We start from the raw sequence: 16,763 nt of genomic DNA on the forward strand, positions 1-16,763 counted from the left end.
AGCGCATGAACCATCTGCCCAGCCTGTACATCTCCCACGGCTCGCCGATGACGGCACTGCAGCCCGGCCTGACCGGCACGCGGCTGGCCGAGCTGGCCGCGGCGCTCCCGCGCCCGCGTGCCATTGTCGTGGCCAGTGCCCACTATCTGGCGCGGTCGCCGCTCGTCGGCGGTGCCGGACAACCGTCGACCGTGCACGATTTCGGCGGCTTCCCGCAGGAACTCTATGAATTGCAGTATCCCGCCCCCGGCGATCCCGGACTGGCTGCACGCATCGCGAACAGGCTCGACCAGGCCGGGCTTCCCGCACAGGTGGATCCGCAGCGCGGACTCGATCACGGCATATGGGTGCCGCTGCGACTGATGTACCCCAAGGCCGACATCCCGGTCGTGCCGCTGTCGATCCAGCCGATGCTCGGGCCGGCGCACCAGTACGCGCTGGGCCAGGCGCTTGCCGGGCTTGGTGGCGAGGGCGTGCTGCTGATCGGTTCCGGCTCGATCACCCACAACCTGCACGATTTCCGCGCTGGTTACGACGCTGACCACGAGGCCCCCTACGTACGCCCCTTCATCGAGTGGGTCGAACAGCGGCTCGCGCAGGGCGATACCGCCGCCCTGCTCGACTACCGCCGCCAGGCACCGTTCGCCGAGCGCGCCCATCCCACCGACGAACACCTGCTGCCGCTGTTCGTGGCGCACGGCGCCGCCGGCGAAGGCGCCCGGGCGCAGCGGCTGGATGCGGGCGTCGACCTGGGCTTCCTGGCCATGGACATCTACCGCTTCGACGCGGCGGCCTGATCAGCCGGCCGCGACCTTGTCGCCTGCGCTCACCTGCGCGCTGCCGGCGTGGCAGGTGAAGCGGAACACATAGTCCAGGCTGAAGGGCTCGGTACGGCTGTCCACCACATGGCTTTCGCCGTTGGCATCGGCCGACCAGTGGTTGATCTGCAACGGGGCGAACCGCCACTGCATCGCCGCGGCGCGGGTTGCCGCGAGGAACGGGCGACGTTCCGGCGCGGCCGCATCCGCATTGCCTGGCTGCACCTCGATCACGCGCCCATGGGTGTCGACGATCAGCCGGGCGATCACCTCCACCGCGGGCGGACACGCGGCCAGCTCGCCACCGGGATACGCCGGAGCCACCCGCGCCGCCACCGTCCCGCCACTGGAGACCTCACCCAGCGCCAGCTGGTAATGCACGGTGTCAGGCTGCTCGACCGCGTGCCAGGAAGCGGATCCTTCATGGGCCGGCGGCCGTGCGGGCTGCCTCGGCGACGAAGCGCATCCGCCCAGCGCCGTGATCAGGCCCGCCAGCAGGAGCCCACGCCCGGCCGACGGCCATCGACCGTCCCGCCTCGATCCGCCCTGAGCCATGCGACGCCTCCAGGATTACGCATGTAATTCGCACTGAAATTACACGCGTAATCCATTTGCCGCAAGCACCTCCCCCGGACCGCACTGATCGGATGGGTCGGCGATCAGGCGCTGCGCGGCAGTGGCGGCACGCCGGCGCCGCTTGGATCGATCCAGTCTTCCGGCGTCAGTGGCAGCAGCCCGTGCGCCACGCGCGCCTTGTCGCATTGCGCGCTGATCTCACCGAACTCCCACGACGGGGCCACCTCGCGGCACACCGAGGGACGCTGCGGGTAGATGCCGCAACTGGCCTGCACACCGACCTCGCCCTGCAAGGCCACGCAGCGCACGGCCTTCGCCTCGGTGCCACGCATGGCCAGGCGGTGCGGATCGAGCTTGGTGGTGAGCGCTTCGGGCACGGTACCGCCGAGGAACGACTCGGCCTCGGACCAGTGAAAAGCCACCCGGAAATAGGCGCAGCAGGCGCCGCAGGCGAGGCAGGGATGGACCATGGAGCGGACCGGGAAGGCGCACCCCTCGGCGCGCAGCCGGCGGATTCTATCCAGAGTCCCCGCTGTCGGAACATGGGTCGCCGACGTCTCGCAACGCGCCCTTTAGCCGGCGTTGCCGATCGCCCGGCGGGCGTCGCTCAAAGCGGCCCGGCGAAGGTGTTGCAGCTGGCCATGTCGCCGCTCTGGAAGCCGGTCCTGAACCACTTCACGCGCTGCGCCGAAGTGCCGTGGGTGAACGAGTCCGGCACCACCGTGCCGCGCGCCTCACGCTGCAGGGTGTCGTCACCGATCTGGCTGGCGGCGTTGAGAGCCGACTCGATGTCGCCCTGCTGCAGCCAGTTCAGCCGCTGCTGGCTGCGGTTCGCCCAGACGCCGGCGAAACAGTCCGCCTGCAGTTCCTGGCGCACCGACAGGCCGGTCGCTCCCTCCATCGCTGCCCCCTGGCGACGCGCCTGCTCGGTCTTGTCGAACACGCCGATCAGCTTCTGCACGTGATGCCCGACCTCGTGCGCGATCACGTAGGCGCGGGCGAAATCGCCGGCGGCGTGGAAGCGGTCCTGCAGCTCCTGGAAGAAGTCCAGGTCGAGGTAGACCTTCTGGTCGCCCGGGCAGTAGAACGGCCCGACCGCAGTCGACGCCGCACCGCAGGCGGTCTGCACGCTGCCGCGGAACAGGTGCAGCTTCGGCTGCACGTACCGGGCGTTGTGCTCGGCGAAGATCTGCCCCCAGGTGTCCTCGGTGGCGCCGAACACCCGGCAGACGAAATCGATCTGCTGGTTCGCCGGATTGTGGCAGTCCACTGCCGTGGTGGGCTGGATCTGGCCGCTGGTCTGCTGGGATCCGGTGCCCTCGCCGGACAGGAACGGCGTGATCAGGTCGCGCTTGAAGACCAGGCTGAGGATCACCAGCACCACCAGCCCGCCGAGCCCCAGCCGGCCGCCGCCGCGCGGGGAGAACCCGCCGCCACCGCCGCTGCCCTGCTCCACGTTGTCGCTCGAACGCCCCTTGCCCCAGTCCATCGCCCGCCCCGTTCTCGCATCGTTGGCGGCGACGATAGCCGCTTGCCACCACACTCGCCACGGCACCGGCTAATGTAGGCGGCTACACCCCTGATCGGACGCCGCACCAGCATGCTCGCTCAATTGCCCGCCCTCGTGACCTTTCTCAACGTCCTGCTGCTCTCCGCCACCGCGTTCGCGGTGGGCAAGGCCCGTGCCACATACGGCATCAAGGCGCCGGCCACGACCGGCCACGAGGGCTTCGAGCGCGCCTACCGCGTGCAGATGAACACGCTGGAGCAGACGGTGATGTTCCTGCCGGCGCTGTGGCTGGCCGCCACGCATGGCTTCGCCGGCTGGGCGGGCATCGCCGGGCTGGTGTGGATCGTCGGTCGCGTCTGGTACATGGCGGGTTATCTGCGCGACCCGGCCAAGCGCGAGGGCGGCTTCGCCGTGGGCATGCTGGCCTGGCTGGCAGTGCTGGTGCTCGCCGGCATCGGCGTGGTCCGGGCCATGCTGGCCGGCTGAGCCGCCGACTCTGCCTAGTCGGCCGCCGGCACCACCCGCAGGCGGCCGATGCGGGCTCCATCCATCGCCACCACCTCGAAGCGCCAACCGTCGGCGGTCACGCTGTCGCCCACCTCCGGCAGGCGGCCGAGGCGTTCGAGTACCAGCCCGGCCAGGGTGGAGAAACTGTCGTCCACCTGGAGACGCCGGCCCAGCAGCTGCTCGGCACGACGCACGTCCAGGCCAGCGTCGAGCAGCCAGGCACCGTCCTCGTCCTGGCTGGCCGACGGATCCCCGCCCAGCGCATCCGGGAACTCGCCGGCGATCACCTCCAGCACATCGCTGGGCGTGACCAGGCCGAGCAGGCTGCCGTATTCGTCCACCACCAGCGCCACCTGCAGCGGAGCACGCCGGAACTCCTCGATCAGGCGCAGCACGCTCAGCGACTCGAGCACCATCAGCGGCTTGCGCGCCACCGGCTCCAGCTCGATGCGACCGTGGTCGAGCAGGCAGCCGAGCAGGTCGCGGGTGGAAGCCACGCCCAGCAGTTCGTCCAGATCGTCGTGGGCCAGCGGCAGCCAGTCGTGGCCGGCCTCGGCCAGTTCGCGGCGCACGGTGTCGACGTCGTCGCGCGGATCGATCCAGCGGATCTCCGGCCGCGGAGTCATGATCGAGCGTACCGGGCGCTGGGCCAGGTCGAGCACGCCCTGCACCATGGAAAGCTCATCCTTGCCGAACACCGCCACTGCCGGCGCGTCCTCGTCCATGCCGGTGGACGGCTTGGCCGGCTCGCCATCCTCTTCCACGCCACCGGCGCCGAGCAGCCGCAGTACGGCCTGCGCGGTGCGGTCGCGCAGATGCCGCGCGCTGCCGAGCAGGCTGCGCTGGCGGTTGCGCCGCATGGTCTGGTTGAACACCTCGATCATGATCGAGAAGCCGATCGCCGCGTACAGGTAGCCCTTCGGGATGTGGAAGCCGAAGCCTTCGGCGACCAGGCTGAAGCCGATCATCAGCAGGAACGACAGGCACAGCACGATCACCGTCGGTCGCGCGTTGACGAAGGCAGTCAGCGGTTTGCTGGCACTGATCATCAGCACCATCGCGGCGACCACCGCGATCATCATCACCGACAGCTGATCGACCATGCCGACCGCGGTGATCACCGAGTCCAGGGAAAACACCGCGTCCAGCGCCACGATCTGCGCGACCACCAGCCAGAAGCGCGAAGGTGCGCGGCTGCCGTGCTCGCTGATGCCGCCGGACTCGAGCCGCTCGTGCAGCTCCAGTGTGGCCTTGAACAGCAGGAAGGCGCCGCCGAGCAGCAGGATGATGTCGCGCCAGGACAACGCGAAGCCGTGCCACTGGACAATCGGCGCGGTCAGCTTGACCAGCCAGCTCATCGCGCCGAGCAGCACCAGCCGCATGACCAGGGCGATCGCCAGGCCGCTCACCCGCGCCCGGTCGCGCTGCCCCGGCGGCAGCCGGTCGGCAAGGATCGCCACGAAGACGAGGTTGTCGATGCCCAGCACCACCTCCAGCACCAGCAGGGTGAGGAGGCCGGCCCAGGCGGTGGGGTCGGCAAGCCAGTCGAATGCGAACATGGGTAGCGCGAGGGCGCCCGGGTCCTCCGTGCTCAGGAAACCACACTATACAAGCAGGGCCGGATCGGCCATGACCGATGGCAGGGATTGCCGGAGCACGAGCCGTCCGGCTAGCTTGGCCGCGTCCATCGCCTCTCGGAACACCCCCATCGTGAATGCCGCCGCCGACGCACTGGCCGCACCACCGCCGTTGCCGCCCGCGACCCGCCCTGTCCACGCACCGGGCGTGGTCGAGGCGCTGGCGCTGCTGGTGCTGTATTTCTGCCTGCAGCTGGTGATCGGCTTCGGCGCCGCCTTCCTCGCCGGCCTGACCCTGGCGACCGCTCCGGGCGAGCATCCGGACAACCCGTTGCAGTCGGCGATGGCGAACCCCGACGTGCGCACGGCCGTGACCGCGGCCACCCTGCTGCTCGCCGCCGGCATCACCCTGTGGCTGGTGCACCGGCGCTGGCCGCGACAGTGGTCGGTGGCGGTGGCCTGGCAAGGTTTCGGTTTCACGCCCAGCGCCAACCCGGCGTTCTATGCCGCGGCGCTGGCGCTCGGTGTGGGGGTGCCGGTGTTCGGCGGCCTGCTGACCCACTGGCTGGCCGGGTCCCACCCGGTCACCCAGACCATCTCGCAGATGGGCCATGAGGCCGCGCTGCCGGGCCGAATCGCGCTGGCGGCGCTGGCCGTGACGCTGGGCCCACTGGTGGAGGAAACGATGTTCCGCGGCGTGCTGTTCTCCTCACTGCTGGATTTCCGGCAACGCATGTCGACCCGGCGCGACCTCGGCGGCACGCGCGTCGCCGCCGCCATGCTGCTGAGCGCCGCACTGTTCGCCACGGTGCACCTGCCCGACCTGGATTGGCATTGGTACGCCCTGCCCAATCTGGCCCTGCTCGGGCTGGGCTGCGCCTGGTTGCGCCTGCACTCCGGCTCGCTGTGGCCCGCAGTGCTCGCCCACGCCATCAACAACGCACTGGCCGTAGCCAGCTGGTTTCTCTTGCTTCACCCGGCCGCCTGAGCACCGGGCGAAGCCTCAGGCACCGAAGCGCGCCAGCAGTCGGGCGGTCTCGAATACCGGCAATCCCATCACGCCGGAGTAGCTGCCATCCAAGTGCTCGACCAGGGTCGCACCGCGTCCCTGTATGGCATAGGCGCCCGCCTTGCCGAAGGGCTCGGCGGTGGCGACGTAGGTGGCGATGGTGACCTCGTCCAGCTCGGCAAAGCGCACGCGTGACACGCACAGCTCGCTGTCCTCGTGCCGCTCGCCAACCAGCCACACCGCCGAGATCACCTCGTGCGTGCGTCCGGACAGCCGGCGCAACATGGCCGCGGCATCGGCGGCATCGGCCGGCTTGCCGAACACCTCGTCGTCCAGCACCACCTCGGTGTCGCTGCCGAGCACGACCGCCCCCGGATCGCCGACGCGAGCCAGCCCTGCCTGCGCCTTGTCGCGCGCGACCCGGCTGACGTAATGGCGGGGCGACTCTTCCGGCGAGCGCTGTTCGGGTATGTCCACGTGGACGACTTCGAAGGCGACGCCGATCTGCTCGAGCAGCTGGCGACGACGCGGCGATTGCGAGGCGAGATAGAGCATAGGTGGTCCGCATCGCCCGGAGGGCTCAGAGGGCAAGACCGTACCCGCAGAACTGCGTGTCGCGCACCCAGCCCAGCGATTCGTACAGCGCCTGCGCCGGCGCATTGTCCAGCGCGGTGGACAGACTCAGACTGGCTGCTCCGCGCGCCCGCGCCTGCGCCGCGGCCTCCTGCAACAGCGCCCGTCCGGCACCGCCGCGGCGCGCCGACGGAGCCACGAACAGATCGTTGAGCAGCCAGGTACGCACCGTGCGCACGGAGGAGAACAGGGGATAGAGCTGGGTGAAGCCGATCGCCTCGCCGTCCAGCTCGGCCAGCAGTACCAGCGACTCCTGCCGGGCCAGACGCTCGGCGAGGAAGTCGCGGGCCCGTGCCAGATCGGCCGGCTGGCGGTAGAACTGGCGGTAGGCGTCGAACAGCGGCGCCAGTCGATCGAGATCGTGGATGTCGGCGATACGTACAGAGAGAGTCATCGGCGGGAGGTCGTCGAGGAAACCGGCAGCATAGCCGCCCGGCGCCCGGCCGGCCTAGGCACGATGGTAGGGATGTCCGGCCACGATGGTGGTAGCCCGGTACAACTGTTCGGCCAGCACCAGCCGCACCAGCATGTGCGGCAGCGTCAACGGCCCCAGCGACCAGCGCTGGTCGGCCCGCGCCAGCACCTCGGGCGCGTGGCCGTCGGGTCCGCCGATCAGGAAGGCCAGGTCGCGACCGGCCATGCGCCATTGCTGAAGCTGGGCGGCGAGATCCTCGCTGGACCAGGTCCTGCCTCGGCCGTCGAGCGCGACCACGTGGGTGTCCCGACCGATCGCGGCGAGGATCGCCGCACCCTCGTCGAGGATCGCCTTCGCGTCGTCGCGGCCCTTGCCACGAGCACCGGGCTTGAGCTCCACCAACTCAAGCGGCAGCTCGTGCGAGAGTCGCTTGCGGTATTCGGCGAAGCCCTCGGCCACCCAGCCGGGCATGCGCTCACCGACGGCGATCAGCCGTGCGCGCATCGATGCGGGGAATCAGCCGACGCTGGCGGCGCCGGCATCGGGCTCACGATCGCCCACCGTCCACAGCCGCTCGAGCCCGTAGAACTCGCGGATGCGCGGCAGCATCACGTGGACGATCACGTCGCCGAGATCCACCAGCACCCACTCGGCCTCCTGCTCGCCTTCCACGCCCAGCGGCATCACACCGGCCTTCTTGGCGAACTTCACCACCTCGTCGGCGATCGACTTCACGTGCCGGGTCGAAGTGCCCGAGGCGACCACCAGCAGATCGGCGATCGAGGTGCGGCCGCGGACGTCGATCTCGCGGATGTCCTTGGCCTTCAGGTCCTCCAGCGCCTGCAGCACTTGCTGGCGCAGCCTGGAGGTGGAAACCGGCGTGTCGTTGCGGGCGGAATTAGCCAAGAGGAGAGGCCTCGGTACGGAGAGCAGCGCGGGATCGCGCGCCGCCATTATAGCGCCCCGTACCTGCCGGGATCGGCCTCGGCCCGGAATCGTCGGCCCCGGTGCGGTGCGGCTCGCCGGCACCCGCCCGGGGCCGGACGCGTCACATGCCGCCGCCGCTCATCGCGTCGTCGTGCTTCATCGAATCGTGCTTCATCGAATCGCCCTTCATGGCGTCGTGCTTCATCGAGTCGTGCTTCATCGAATCGCCCTTCATGGCGTCGTGCTTCATCGAATCGTGCTTCATCGAGTCGCCCTTCATGGCGTCGTGCTTCATCGAGTCGTGCTTCATCGAGTCACCCTTCATGGCGTCGTGCTTCATGCCGGTGTCCTGGGCCATGCTGTCCTGCGCGAGCGCAGCGCTGGCAAAGCCACCGGCGAGGCCGGCGAAAGCGAGACCGAGGGCGAGCTTGGCGAGAATTTTCATGCGGCGTTACTCCTGGAAAAGGGACGTGCGACCGTTGCCGCACACCTGCCTTTCGCCCGGAGCCGGCCGGTGGTTACATGCCGCCGACCGGGCGACGCGGACGCAGCAGGCGTCCCCCGCACAACGCATTCACCCCGATCACCAGACCCACGGCCAGGGCGTGCACGGCCAGGTCGGTCGCCGCCGCATCGAACTCGTGGCAGATCTCCAGCAGGCTGGCCGAACCGGCGGCACTGGCCACGCCGATCATCGCCGCGGTCAGCACCGGGCGCAGTGGATACGCGCGGCGCAGCCACACCACCAGCACCGCCGACAAGGGCAGCGAGAAGGCCAGGATGAACTCCAGGCAGCCGCGCGCACCGGCCATCGTGGCGACCACCGTATCCGGCGCCACCCAGCTGCGCAGGCAGCCCACACCACTGGCGCCGATCCACAGCAACGCCGGCGGCAGTACCAGCCAGGCACGCGATACCGGTCGTCCTGGTACGCCCAGCGAGAACGCCACCCAGCCGGCCACCAGCGCGGTGAGCACGGCACCGACGCCGGCCCAGGCCAGATCGGGCGCACCACGCCAGCGGGTCAGCATCGGCGTGAGCCCGTAATGCCAGACCAGCAGTGCGGCCATCGCGGTCAGCAACAGCGTCCAGCCCAGCGCCCGCCACAGCGGTGGGCGCAGGCGCCGGACCGGCGCCAGATCGGCACCCAGCGCGTGGATCAGCGACTGGTGGTTGGGCGCATCGGCCACGTCAGTGTTCTCCGTGGAGTCGGTTGCGCAGCGCCTTGAGAGCACGGTGCAGGTTTACCTTCAGGGCGCCGGTGGATCGCCCGGTCAAGGCCGACGCCTCGGCCAGCGTATGTTCGTGAAGCCCCAACTGCTCGACCGCCTCGCGCTGGCCCGGCGGCAGCGTAGCGATGGCCGCGCGCAACGCCGCCGCCCGCTCGGACTGCTCGGCGGCGTCGTTCGCCTGCCGCTCGTCGGCATGCTGTTCGACGGCCAGCGGCTCGTGCAGCTCGCGGCGACCGCGCCGACCGCTCTGGCGCAGACTGTCGATGGCCCGGCGACTGGCGATGGCCGAGAGCCAGGCATGGTACGAACGGGCCGGGTCGTAGGTGTGCCGGACACGATGGATGGTGATCAGGGTCTCCTGCACCACGTCGTCGAGCAGGTCGGCAGGCACACCCTGGCGTCGGGCCACTGCGCGGACCAGCCCGACCGATTCCCCCAGCACCCGCTCGTAGGCCACGCGGTCGCCCGTCTGCGCGGCCGCCATCCAGGCGGCGCGGCGCAGGTCGGCCTGCTGGTTGTCGCTGAGCGAAGAATCGTCCACGGCGCGGACGGCGTCCTGATACGAGGCAAGGCCGCCATCTACACCGATCACGAGGGCATTGGTCAAGATGGCGGACATGCACGGGCTCTTCGGGCGGATCTTCGTGCGATTCGCTGCATCGCCCCGCGCGGTTACCGCGTACAGCACCGGCGTAACCTGCCCTCCGGCCCGGACGAATGGCCGGAGTACCCGTCCTGTGCCGGAGAAGCGCCGCATGTCCTCAAACCAGGAAATCGTGATGATCGAGCGCCGCCGCCTGCTGCGGATGGCTCTGGCCGGTGGTGCGCTGGCGACGATCGCCGGGCTGGCCGCGGTCCCCCGCCTGTTCGCCCGCGAGCGCGGCCCTGCTGCCGGCACGAGCCCCGGCAGCGCCACCGAGGTGCGCCTGCAGTGCTTTGCCGACGACGGCCGCGCACTGGGGGCGTGCACCGTGCGGCGGGTCGTCCTGAGCGATGCCGAATGGCGCCGCCGGCTGTCACCGATGGCCTACTACGTGCTGCGCCAGGACGGTACCGAGCGCGCTTTCAGCGGCGACCACGAAAAGCCTGCGCGGCCCGGCCTGTTCCGCTGCGTCGGCTGCGCCACTGCGCTGTTCGATGCCGCCACCGAATTCGACTCTGGCACCGGCTGGCCCAGCTTCTGGCAGCCGATCGCCGCGTCCAACGTGATCGAGAAGCGCGATACCAGCTTCGGCATGGTCCGCACCGAAGTGCGCTGCGCCCGCTGCGACGGCCACCTCGGCCACGTCTTCGACGACGGCCCGCGGCCGACCGGGCTGCGCTACTGCATGAATTCGGTGGCGCTGAAGTTCGTGCCGCATGCGGCAGCCTGATTCTCCCGCATCGAGCCCGACGCCCTGACTGGACATGAGCCAAGGTCGTCCCGCTGCCCCTGCCGAATGTGTGGAGGGCAGAGATAGGGTGGTGTCATCCCCCATGTACCAGGCGTTTCTCCGCTGCCGCGATCACTTCATTCCCAGGGAACTGGCGAAAGAAAAAAGGCGGGCCTTGCGGCCCGCCTTTTTTGCTTTGCACTTGATGGTCGGGATCAGAACTTCTGCGTGTAGCCCACGTAGAAGTAACGGTCCAGATCCAGGTTCGGATCAACCGACGACGCGCTGTTGTAGCCCAGCTGGTTCGCCAGATAGTTCACCGAAGGCTGCTTGTTGAACACGTTGTTGATACCCACGCGGAACTGACCGTTCCACGGCGCATTCCAGCGGAACTGGACGTCGTTGAACGCCGTGGCACCGTGGCGGTTCGCACCCATGTAACCCCAGCTCGGGCTGGTGTAGTTGGGCTGGTTGCACTCGTTGGCGCTGTAGCAGACGTCCCGGATCGAGCTGTAGTAGCGGACGGTCCAGGTGGCACCGAAGTCACCCTTCGACCAGTCCAGCGACACGTTGGCGCGGTTGCGGTAGATCGGGTACTGACCCACCGACTCCTGCACCACGGCACCCGGCGAGCTCTGCTGCTCGTACTTGGACACGTAGCTGCCGCCCAATTGCGCGACGAGGCGACCGAACGAATACTCAGGCAGGCGGTAGCGGATCGAGTAGTCGTAGCCTTCCGTCTCGAGGTAACCCAGGTTCGCGTTGCCACGATTGAGGTTGACCACCTGGTGGGTGTCCGGGTCACGCGAGAACTGGCCACAGTACTGCTGCGAACCCTGCGAGTAGCACTGGTCAAGCACGTAGCCGGCGCTGATCGCGGAGATCAGGTTGCTGACTCGGATGCTGTACCAGTCCAGCGACATGTCCAGGCCGGGCACGTAATCCGGGCTGTACACCAGGCCCAGGGTACGGGTGATGGCCGTCTCCGGCTTCAGGTTGGCATTGCCAGCGCCTGCATTGAATGCGGTCAGGCCTTGCGCACCGTTCACGCTGGTGATCGTGCTCTTGTCCTGCTTGAGCTGACGGTAGCCGGCGGGCACGCCATCGGCCGTGCAGCGTGCTGCCACCTGGGCATTGGTCGCTGCAGCACCATAGACCGTATCGCACGGGTCGAGGAACGTGTCGAAGCTCTGCGAACCACCGCCGAAGGTATCGTCCAGCGTCGGGGCGCGGAAGCCCTCGGCGTAGTTGCCGCGCACCAGCAGGTCGTCGATCGGCCTCCAGCTGAATCCGTACTTGTTGTTGGTGGTGCTGCCGAAGTTGCTGTAGTGCGAGTAGCGACTGGCCACGTCGACGCTCAACGACTTGGCACCCGGCAGATCCTTCAGGATCGGCGCGTTGAACTCGACATAACCTTCGTTCACGCGGTAACGGCCGGCCGTGGAGTTGGCAGCCAGATCGGTGGTGTTGCCCGACTGGCTGGCGAGATCCGGGTACAGGTAACCCTTCTCCTGACGGCTCTCGATGCCAGCGGCGAAGCTGAACTCGCCGGCCGGCAGATTGAACAGACCGCCGGTGATGTTGGCGGTGGCCGAACGCTCGCTGGAGCCGTAGCGGGTGGTGGTAAGCGCGTTGATGAACTTGAGCGCGTCCGCGGTCGAGGCAGAGGGACCACCGGCGATGTCGAACGGCGTGCACTGACCTTGGTTGATGCTGGTGCCCAGCGGCAGCGGGTTGGTCGGAGTCCCGCACTGCACGACGCCATCGGCATTGAGGAACGACGGCCCCAACGCCAGCGCCATCGCTTGGCGGTTAAGGTTGCCCGAACCCGCCAGAGTGCCTTCGTTACGGTTGTAGGCGATGCCGGCATCCCAGTTCCACTCGTGCTCGCCGACGTTGAAATAACCCTCAAGACCGGCATCCAGATGCATCGTGTTGGTGTTGTTGCGAGTCTGGCGCGGCAACTCGACGGTGCGACGGTAGACCTGGAAGTTGGTACCCGGATACGGGTTGTAGTAGCTCTGGCCCGACAGCAGCACCGGATCGGTGAACGCGCCGGAGCTGAACGGATAACCGGCGATCTGCGAAAACGCGTGGCGCTGCGAGTACATCGCGGTGCCCTTGAACGTCACGTTGTCGGTGAGGTTGTAGGTGCCGTGCGTGAAGATCGAATTCAGCGTGGTCGGCGTGCGCTCGAGCATCTGGCTGGAGGCATTGAACGAGTCCGCGACGCGGCCATCCCAGTCGTGGTAGCTGGCCGGGTCATTGGACGGCGAGGCACCCACGCCATTGGCATGGTTCAGCACGATGTCGGTACCCGAGTTCGGATCGTACAACTCGCCCCACGGCCCCAGGAACAGGCGGTTCTCATGGTACGGACCGTCGTTGCCGTTGGTCAGCGCACGCTTGCTCGCCCACACCGGACCCTGCTTGTTGTAGGTGTAGTTGAAGACGATCGAGCCCTTCTCGTTGTTCTGGCCCAGTGTCAGGCTGTAGTTGGTGGTCTTGCCGTCACCCTTCTGGTTCACGCCATAGGTGCCGTCGAACTGGGCGCCCTGGAAGTGATCGTTGAGGATGAAGTTGATCACACCGGCGATCGCGTCGGAGCCGTAGACCGACGAGGCGCCGTCCTTCAGCACTTCGACGCGCTGGATCAGCGCGGCAGGAATGTTCGACACATCGGTGTAGCCGGCAACGCTGGTCGACCAGCGCTTACCGTTCACCAGCACCAGTACGCGCTGCGCACCGAGGTTGCGCATGTCAACGTAGGAGCCGCCCTGCTCGGAGTTGGAAGCCAGCACCGAGGCGCTGGTGAAGTCCGGGGTGCCGACCATCGACATGCGGCTGACGATGTCACCGACGGTGGTCAGGCCGGTCTTCTTGATGTCGTCCTGGGTCATCACGAATACCGGCTGCTGGGTCTCGATGTCGACACTCCGGATGCGCGAGCCGGTGACCGTGATGGTCTGAAGCTGCTGGGCCTTGGAAGCATCTGCCTTCTGATCGGTGGACGAGGCGTCCTGGGCAAACGCCGAGGTGGCGACCGCGCTCACGCCAATGGCCAGCGCAAACTTCACGGCGAGCGATAGCTTGTTGGATCCAATCTTCATGTAAAGCCAAACTCCTGCAATAAGTGCACGTCCCAAGCGAGGGACAAAAAAAGCATGGCGCGGCTTCGCAACGCGGGGCCGGGGCCAGTTAGATGACGCTCTTGTTATCCGCCTTCGTAGTCCGCGGAGCGGTTGGTCCGACGAACTGGGGGATGAAGGCGAAGCTTCGACTTAACCATGTGGTAACAATCGTGTCAAATGGCTGATGACGCTCTGCTACCGACATCAAAGTCGCAAGCAGTTATTCACCTACTTTGATGAAGCGCATCAGCTCACGCCCGCGCAAAGTTACCGTTGCCGTGCAGGCGCTCGCGTGGACAAGCTGCGGGCACGAATCCTCACCGCTCTTTCGACCCGGCACCTGACTGCATCATTTGAGGCATCGCCGCCTTCTCACTCGGGCACGCCTACTGCAAGCGGCGACCGCTCGGATCGTGACTGCGTACGCCGCAGCCCCGACTCCATCCGCCGCCTCACCTCAATGCAAGACTCAGGCAGAATCGACGCGCACGCCCAGCCGCAGATAGCCATGCTGCCCGACCGGGCCGCCATGATCGGGCAGGGAATCACCGGTCGCCCGGCCCACGTACCGCACCAACGGACCGCCCCCGATCACGGCCATCAGCAGCAGTGGCAGAGGCACCCCGGTCAGCGGGATCCCAAGCCGCAGCCGCAGGCCATCGATGCTCAGCACATCGACCAGGGTGTCAAGGGGGGAAAACTCCAGAAACGCGCCCAGGGCCAGCAGCGGGACCACGGTAGCCGCCACCAGCGCGCGACACTGCCACGTCGCTGCGTCCAGTTGCCTCATCACCGGCCGCTCACCGGTTGGCTACGCCATCACGTCAGGACAACGACCGGCCGACATCCCGTGGCACGCGTCAGCCCGGACTCCGCCGATAGACTTCAAGCCACCCTGGCACGTCGAACACCCCCTCCGGCAGCAGGTAGCGCGGCACCCGTCCCTCGGCGAGCAGCCGGCGGATGCGAGTGGCGGATATCTCCAGCGGCGTCACCTCCAGCTGCAACACGGAACCGGCTTCCCTGACGTACCAGTCACCGGCCGGATCGACCAGGCGCCCGGTGATCGCTGCGTCCAGGTCCGCCGGCCACGCGGCCTTGAACCCCGGCCGGGTGAACACGCCCAGGTGCGCCAGCTCGAACAGGCGTGACCATCGATGCCAGCTCGGCAGGCTTGCGAAGGCGTCGGCGCCCATCAGCAGCACCAGTGGGCGATCACCCTGCTCGGCACGCAGCGCCTCGAGCGTGTCCACGCTGTACGAAGGACCGTCACGCCCGAGTTCGCGCGGGTCCAGTTGCAGGCGGTCCTGGCCGGCCAGGGCGGCGCGCAGCAGGGCGACGCGCTGCTCTGCCGAGGCCACCGGCGGCGTGCGGTGTGGCGGCACGCCGGCAGGCATCAGCCGCACCTCGGCATCGAGCAGTTCGGAGGCTTCCCAGGCCACGCACAGGTGCCCGATGTGCACCGGGTCGAAGGTTCCGCCGAGGATCGCCAGCGGCTTCATGCCAGTGCCGCGGCGGAACGCGGCTCGGCCATCGCGGCGATCAGTCGCTCGGCTTCGCGCCACGCATCGCCCTGCTCGCGCCCCTTGGCGATGCGGTCGATGCGGGCGGCACGTGCCAGGCACTTCAGCCAGTGCTCGCGCGGCGCGCGGCGCAGCGCCTGGCGAAACAACTGCTCACGCGACTGCCACAGCCGCTCGGCCTTGGCCTGGGCGCCGAAGTCGCGCGCATTGGCCAGGCGCAGCGCGAGCTGCAGCTGGTTGACCACCCAGCCCATCAGCGGGATCAGGTCTTCACCCTCGGCACGCAGCCCGGCCAGCACGCGCAGCGCGCGACCGCCGTCTCCGGCCAGCGCCGCGTCGGTGAGCTTGAAGGCGTCGTAGCGGGCGCTGTCGGCAACCAGCTGCTCCATCTCGGCCGCATCGATGCGGCTCTTGCCGTCGTGCAGCACCACCAGCTTGTCGATCTCCTGCGCGGCGGCAAGCAGGTTACCCTCCACGCGCTGCGCCAGCAGGGCTGCCGCGTCGGGCGTGGCACTCAGCCCACGGGACGCCAGCCGCGCGCCGATCCAGCCGGCCCATTCATGCGGGCGCGGCGCGTTGAACACCACCATGGCGCCGGCCGCGTCGACCTTCTTGGTCCACGCGCCTTCGTGCTTGCTGCTCCACTCGGTGGCGGTGATCAGCAGGGTGACATCCGGCGGCAGGTCCTCGCAGAAGGCCCCAATGGCCTTGGCGCCTTCCACGCCGGGGCGGCCGGTGGGCAGGCGCAGATCGAGCAGGCGGCGCGTGGCGAACAGCGACAGGCCGGCCGCGGAACGGGCCAGGTCATCCCAGTCGAAATGCTGGCCAGCCTCGAGCACCTCGCGCTCGGTGTAGCCGAGCTCGCGCGCCCGTGCACGCGCCGCATCGGCCGCCTCCAGCACCAGCAGCTCCTCGCCCGCCAGCAGATAGACGCCCTGCAGCCGATCGGCCGCCAGCGTCTTTTGCCACTGGGCGGGTGCCAGCGGCATCGCGCTTAGGGCGTGGTACCGCCGCTGGCAGCGGCGGCATCGGCATGGCGGGCGGCCGCCTGCAGGCGGAACAGGATCGACTGCACCATGTCGTCGATCAGGCTGCGCTGGATCTCTTCCACCTGCGCCTGGTTGCCGATCGTGTTGGTGGCGTCGTAGCTGTATTCGCGCGACATCTGGATGCTCTGCTCCGGCAGCAGGACGGCCCCCGTCGCGTCGGCCACGCTGAACTTCACGGTGTACTGCACCGAGTACTCGGTGATGCGGGCACCGCCACTGATGCTGAGCATCTGCGTGCCGAAGCGAGCCACCGGCACGGCCAGTTCGGCGATACCCGGGCCGGAGGCATCCTCGATCGTGATGCCGGAATTGCGCAGGGCTCGCGCCAGGTTGCGCTGCAGGTCGCCGCCGCCGCTCATGGCGAGGTGAATGCGCTGCATCGACGGTGGCAGCGCCACGCTCTGGCGCAGATGGAATCCGCAGCCGGCCAGCAGCAGGACAGTGGCCAGCAGGGGCAACAGCTTCACGAGGCGGCTCATGGAT

At 68.3% G+C, this 16,763-nt stretch carries 20 protein-coding genes; 4 read left to right on the forward strand and 16 right to left on the reverse strand.

All coding sequences use genetic code 11. The annotated features are described in order from the left end of the window. The first annotated feature begins 5 nt into the window (after positions 1 to 5). Complete coding sequence (locus ATSB10_RS08200; RefSeq protein WP_063671985.1) at positions 6 to 797, forward strand: dioxygenase family protein; 792 nt, start codon at positions 6 to 8, stop codon at positions 795 to 797. Here ATSB10_RS08200 and ATSB10_RS08205 read toward each other — a convergent pair whose 3' ends face one another. The 3 genes from ATSB10_RS08205 to ypfJ all read right to left on the reverse strand — a co-directional run bounded on the left by ATSB10_RS08205 (position 798) and on the right by ypfJ (position 2,883). Next, positions 798 to 1,199, reverse strand: a complete 402-nt coding sequence (locus ATSB10_RS08205; protein WP_236886530.1) for a hypothetical protein — start codon at positions 1,197 to 1,199, stop codon at positions 798 to 800. It abuts the gene before it with no gap. 278 nt (positions 1,200 to 1,477) lie between these two features. After that, positions 1,478 to 1,864, reverse strand: coding sequence for a YkgJ family cysteine cluster protein (locus ATSB10_RS08210; RefSeq protein WP_063671987.1), 387 nt, complete (start codon positions 1,862 to 1,864; stop codon positions 1,478 to 1,480). A 137-nt stretch (positions 1,865 to 2,001) separates the two neighbouring features. After that, positions 2,002 to 2,883, reverse strand: coding sequence for a KPN_02809 family neutral zinc metallopeptidase (gene ypfJ / locus ATSB10_RS08215; protein WP_063671989.1), 882 nt, complete (start codon positions 2,881 to 2,883; stop codon positions 2,002 to 2,004). A gap of 111 nt (positions 2,884 to 2,994) precedes the next feature. Here ypfJ and ATSB10_RS08220 point away from each other — a divergent pair, with 111 nt between their 5' ends. Further along, positions 2,995 to 3,390, forward strand: coding sequence for an MAPEG family protein (locus tag ATSB10_RS08220; protein WP_063671991.1), 396 nt, complete (start codon positions 2,995 to 2,997; stop codon positions 3,388 to 3,390). Positions 3,391 to 3,404: 14 nt separating this feature from the next. Here ATSB10_RS08220 and ATSB10_RS08225 read toward each other — a convergent pair whose 3' ends face one another. Further along, entirely contained in the window at positions 3,405 to 4,970 is a 1,566-nt protein-coding gene (locus tag ATSB10_RS08225; RefSeq protein WP_063671993.1) for a TerC family protein, read from the reverse strand. Between the two features lie 151 nt (positions 4,971 to 5,121). On the opposite strand from ATSB10_RS08225, the gene ATSB10_RS08230 reads away from it, so the two are divergent. Then, positions 5,122 to 5,976 carry a CPBP family intramembrane glutamic endopeptidase gene (locus tag ATSB10_RS08230; protein ID WP_063671995.1) on the forward strand — a complete coding sequence of 285 codons (855 nt, stop codon included), beginning with the start codon at positions 5,122 to 5,124 and terminating at the stop codon, positions 5,974 to 5,976. Between the two features lie 15 nt (positions 5,977 to 5,991). On the opposite strand, the gene ATSB10_RS08235 is transcribed toward ATSB10_RS08230, so the two are convergent. From ATSB10_RS08235 to ATSB10_RS08265, 7 genes are all read right to left on the reverse strand, one after another. After that, positions 5,992 to 6,552, reverse strand: coding sequence for a Maf family protein (locus ATSB10_RS08235; protein ID WP_063671997.1), 561 nt, complete (start codon positions 6,550 to 6,552; stop codon positions 5,992 to 5,994). 25 nt (positions 6,553 to 6,577) lie between these two features. Continuing rightward, a complete protein-coding gene (locus ATSB10_RS08240; RefSeq protein WP_063671999.1) occupies positions 6,578 to 7,024 on the reverse strand; it encodes a GNAT family N-acetyltransferase in 447 nt (148 codons plus the stop codon). A gap of 54 nt (positions 7,025 to 7,078) precedes the next feature. Beyond that, positions 7,079 to 7,549, reverse strand: coding sequence for a 23S rRNA (pseudouridine(1915)-N(3))-methyltransferase RlmH (rlmH, locus tag ATSB10_RS08245; protein ID WP_063672000.1), 471 nt, complete (start codon positions 7,547 to 7,549; stop codon positions 7,079 to 7,081). A 12-nt stretch (positions 7,550 to 7,561) separates the two neighbouring features. Next, entirely contained in the window at positions 7,562 to 7,951 is a 390-nt protein-coding gene (rsfS, locus tag ATSB10_RS08250; RefSeq protein WP_063672002.1) for a ribosome silencing factor, read from the reverse strand. A 142-nt stretch (positions 7,952 to 8,093) separates the two neighbouring features. Beyond that, positions 8,094 to 8,417 carry a pentapeptide MXKDX repeat protein gene (locus ATSB10_RS08255; protein ID WP_063672004.1) on the reverse strand — a complete coding sequence of 108 codons (324 nt, stop codon included), beginning with the start codon at positions 8,415 to 8,417 and terminating at the stop codon, positions 8,094 to 8,096. A gap of 73 nt (positions 8,418 to 8,490) precedes the next feature. Beyond that, positions 8,491 to 9,162: an NrsF family protein gene (locus ATSB10_RS08260; RefSeq protein WP_063672006.1), complete on the reverse strand. Its 672-nt coding sequence runs from the start codon at positions 9,160 to 9,162 to the stop codon at positions 8,491 to 8,493. 1 nt (position 9,163) lies between these two features. After that, complete coding sequence (locus ATSB10_RS08265; protein ID WP_169816708.1) at positions 9,164 to 9,823, reverse strand: sigma-70 family RNA polymerase sigma factor; 660 nt, start codon at positions 9,821 to 9,823, stop codon at positions 9,164 to 9,166. A gap of 136 nt (positions 9,824 to 9,959) precedes the next feature. Between ATSB10_RS08265 and msrB the strand changes: the two genes are divergently transcribed. Next, positions 9,960 to 10,577 (forward strand): peptide-methionine (R)-S-oxide reductase MsrB, encoded by a 618-nt coding sequence (gene msrB, locus ATSB10_RS08270; RefSeq protein ID WP_063672008.1) that lies wholly within the window; start codon positions 9,960 to 9,962, stop codon positions 10,575 to 10,577. 215 nt (positions 10,578 to 10,792) lie between these two features. Here the strand turns inward: msrB and ATSB10_RS08275 are convergent, their stop codons facing one another. From ATSB10_RS08275 to ATSB10_RS08295, 5 genes are all read right to left on the reverse strand, one after another. Next, the gene (locus ATSB10_RS08275) at positions 10,793 to 13,687 is read right to left on the reverse strand and encodes a TonB-dependent receptor plug domain-containing protein (protein ID WP_063672010.1); all 2,895 of its coding nucleotides are present in this window, start codon (positions 13,685 to 13,687) and stop codon (positions 10,793 to 10,795) included. A gap of 490 nt (positions 13,688 to 14,177) precedes the next feature. Next, complete coding sequence (locus ATSB10_RS08280) at positions 14,178 to 14,498, reverse strand: hypothetical protein (RefSeq protein WP_063672011.1); 321 nt, start codon at positions 14,496 to 14,498, stop codon at positions 14,178 to 14,180. A 70-nt stretch (positions 14,499 to 14,568) separates the two neighbouring features. Beyond that, positions 14,569 to 15,210, reverse strand: a complete 642-nt coding sequence (gene nadD / locus ATSB10_RS08285) for a nicotinate-nucleotide adenylyltransferase (RefSeq protein ID WP_063672013.1) — start codon at positions 15,208 to 15,210, stop codon at positions 14,569 to 14,571. Further along, a complete protein-coding gene (holA, locus tag ATSB10_RS08290; RefSeq protein ID WP_063672015.1) occupies positions 15,207 to 16,220 on the reverse strand; it encodes a DNA polymerase III subunit delta in 1,014 nt (337 codons plus the stop codon). The genes nadD and holA overlap by 4 nt, the downstream gene beginning before the upstream one ends. 5 nt (positions 16,221 to 16,225) lie before the next feature. Further along, positions 16,226 to 16,759 (reverse strand): LPS-assembly lipoprotein LptE, encoded by a 534-nt coding sequence (locus ATSB10_RS08295; protein WP_157469166.1) that lies wholly within the window; start codon positions 16,757 to 16,759, stop codon positions 16,226 to 16,228. Positions 16,760 to 16,763: the final 4 nt, after the last annotated feature.

It is taken from the genome of Dyella thiooxydans (assembly GCF_001641285.1).
In the GTDB taxonomy this organism is placed as follows: domain Bacteria; phylum Pseudomonadota; class Gammaproteobacteria; order Xanthomonadales; family Rhodanobacteraceae; genus Dyella_A; species Dyella_A thiooxydans.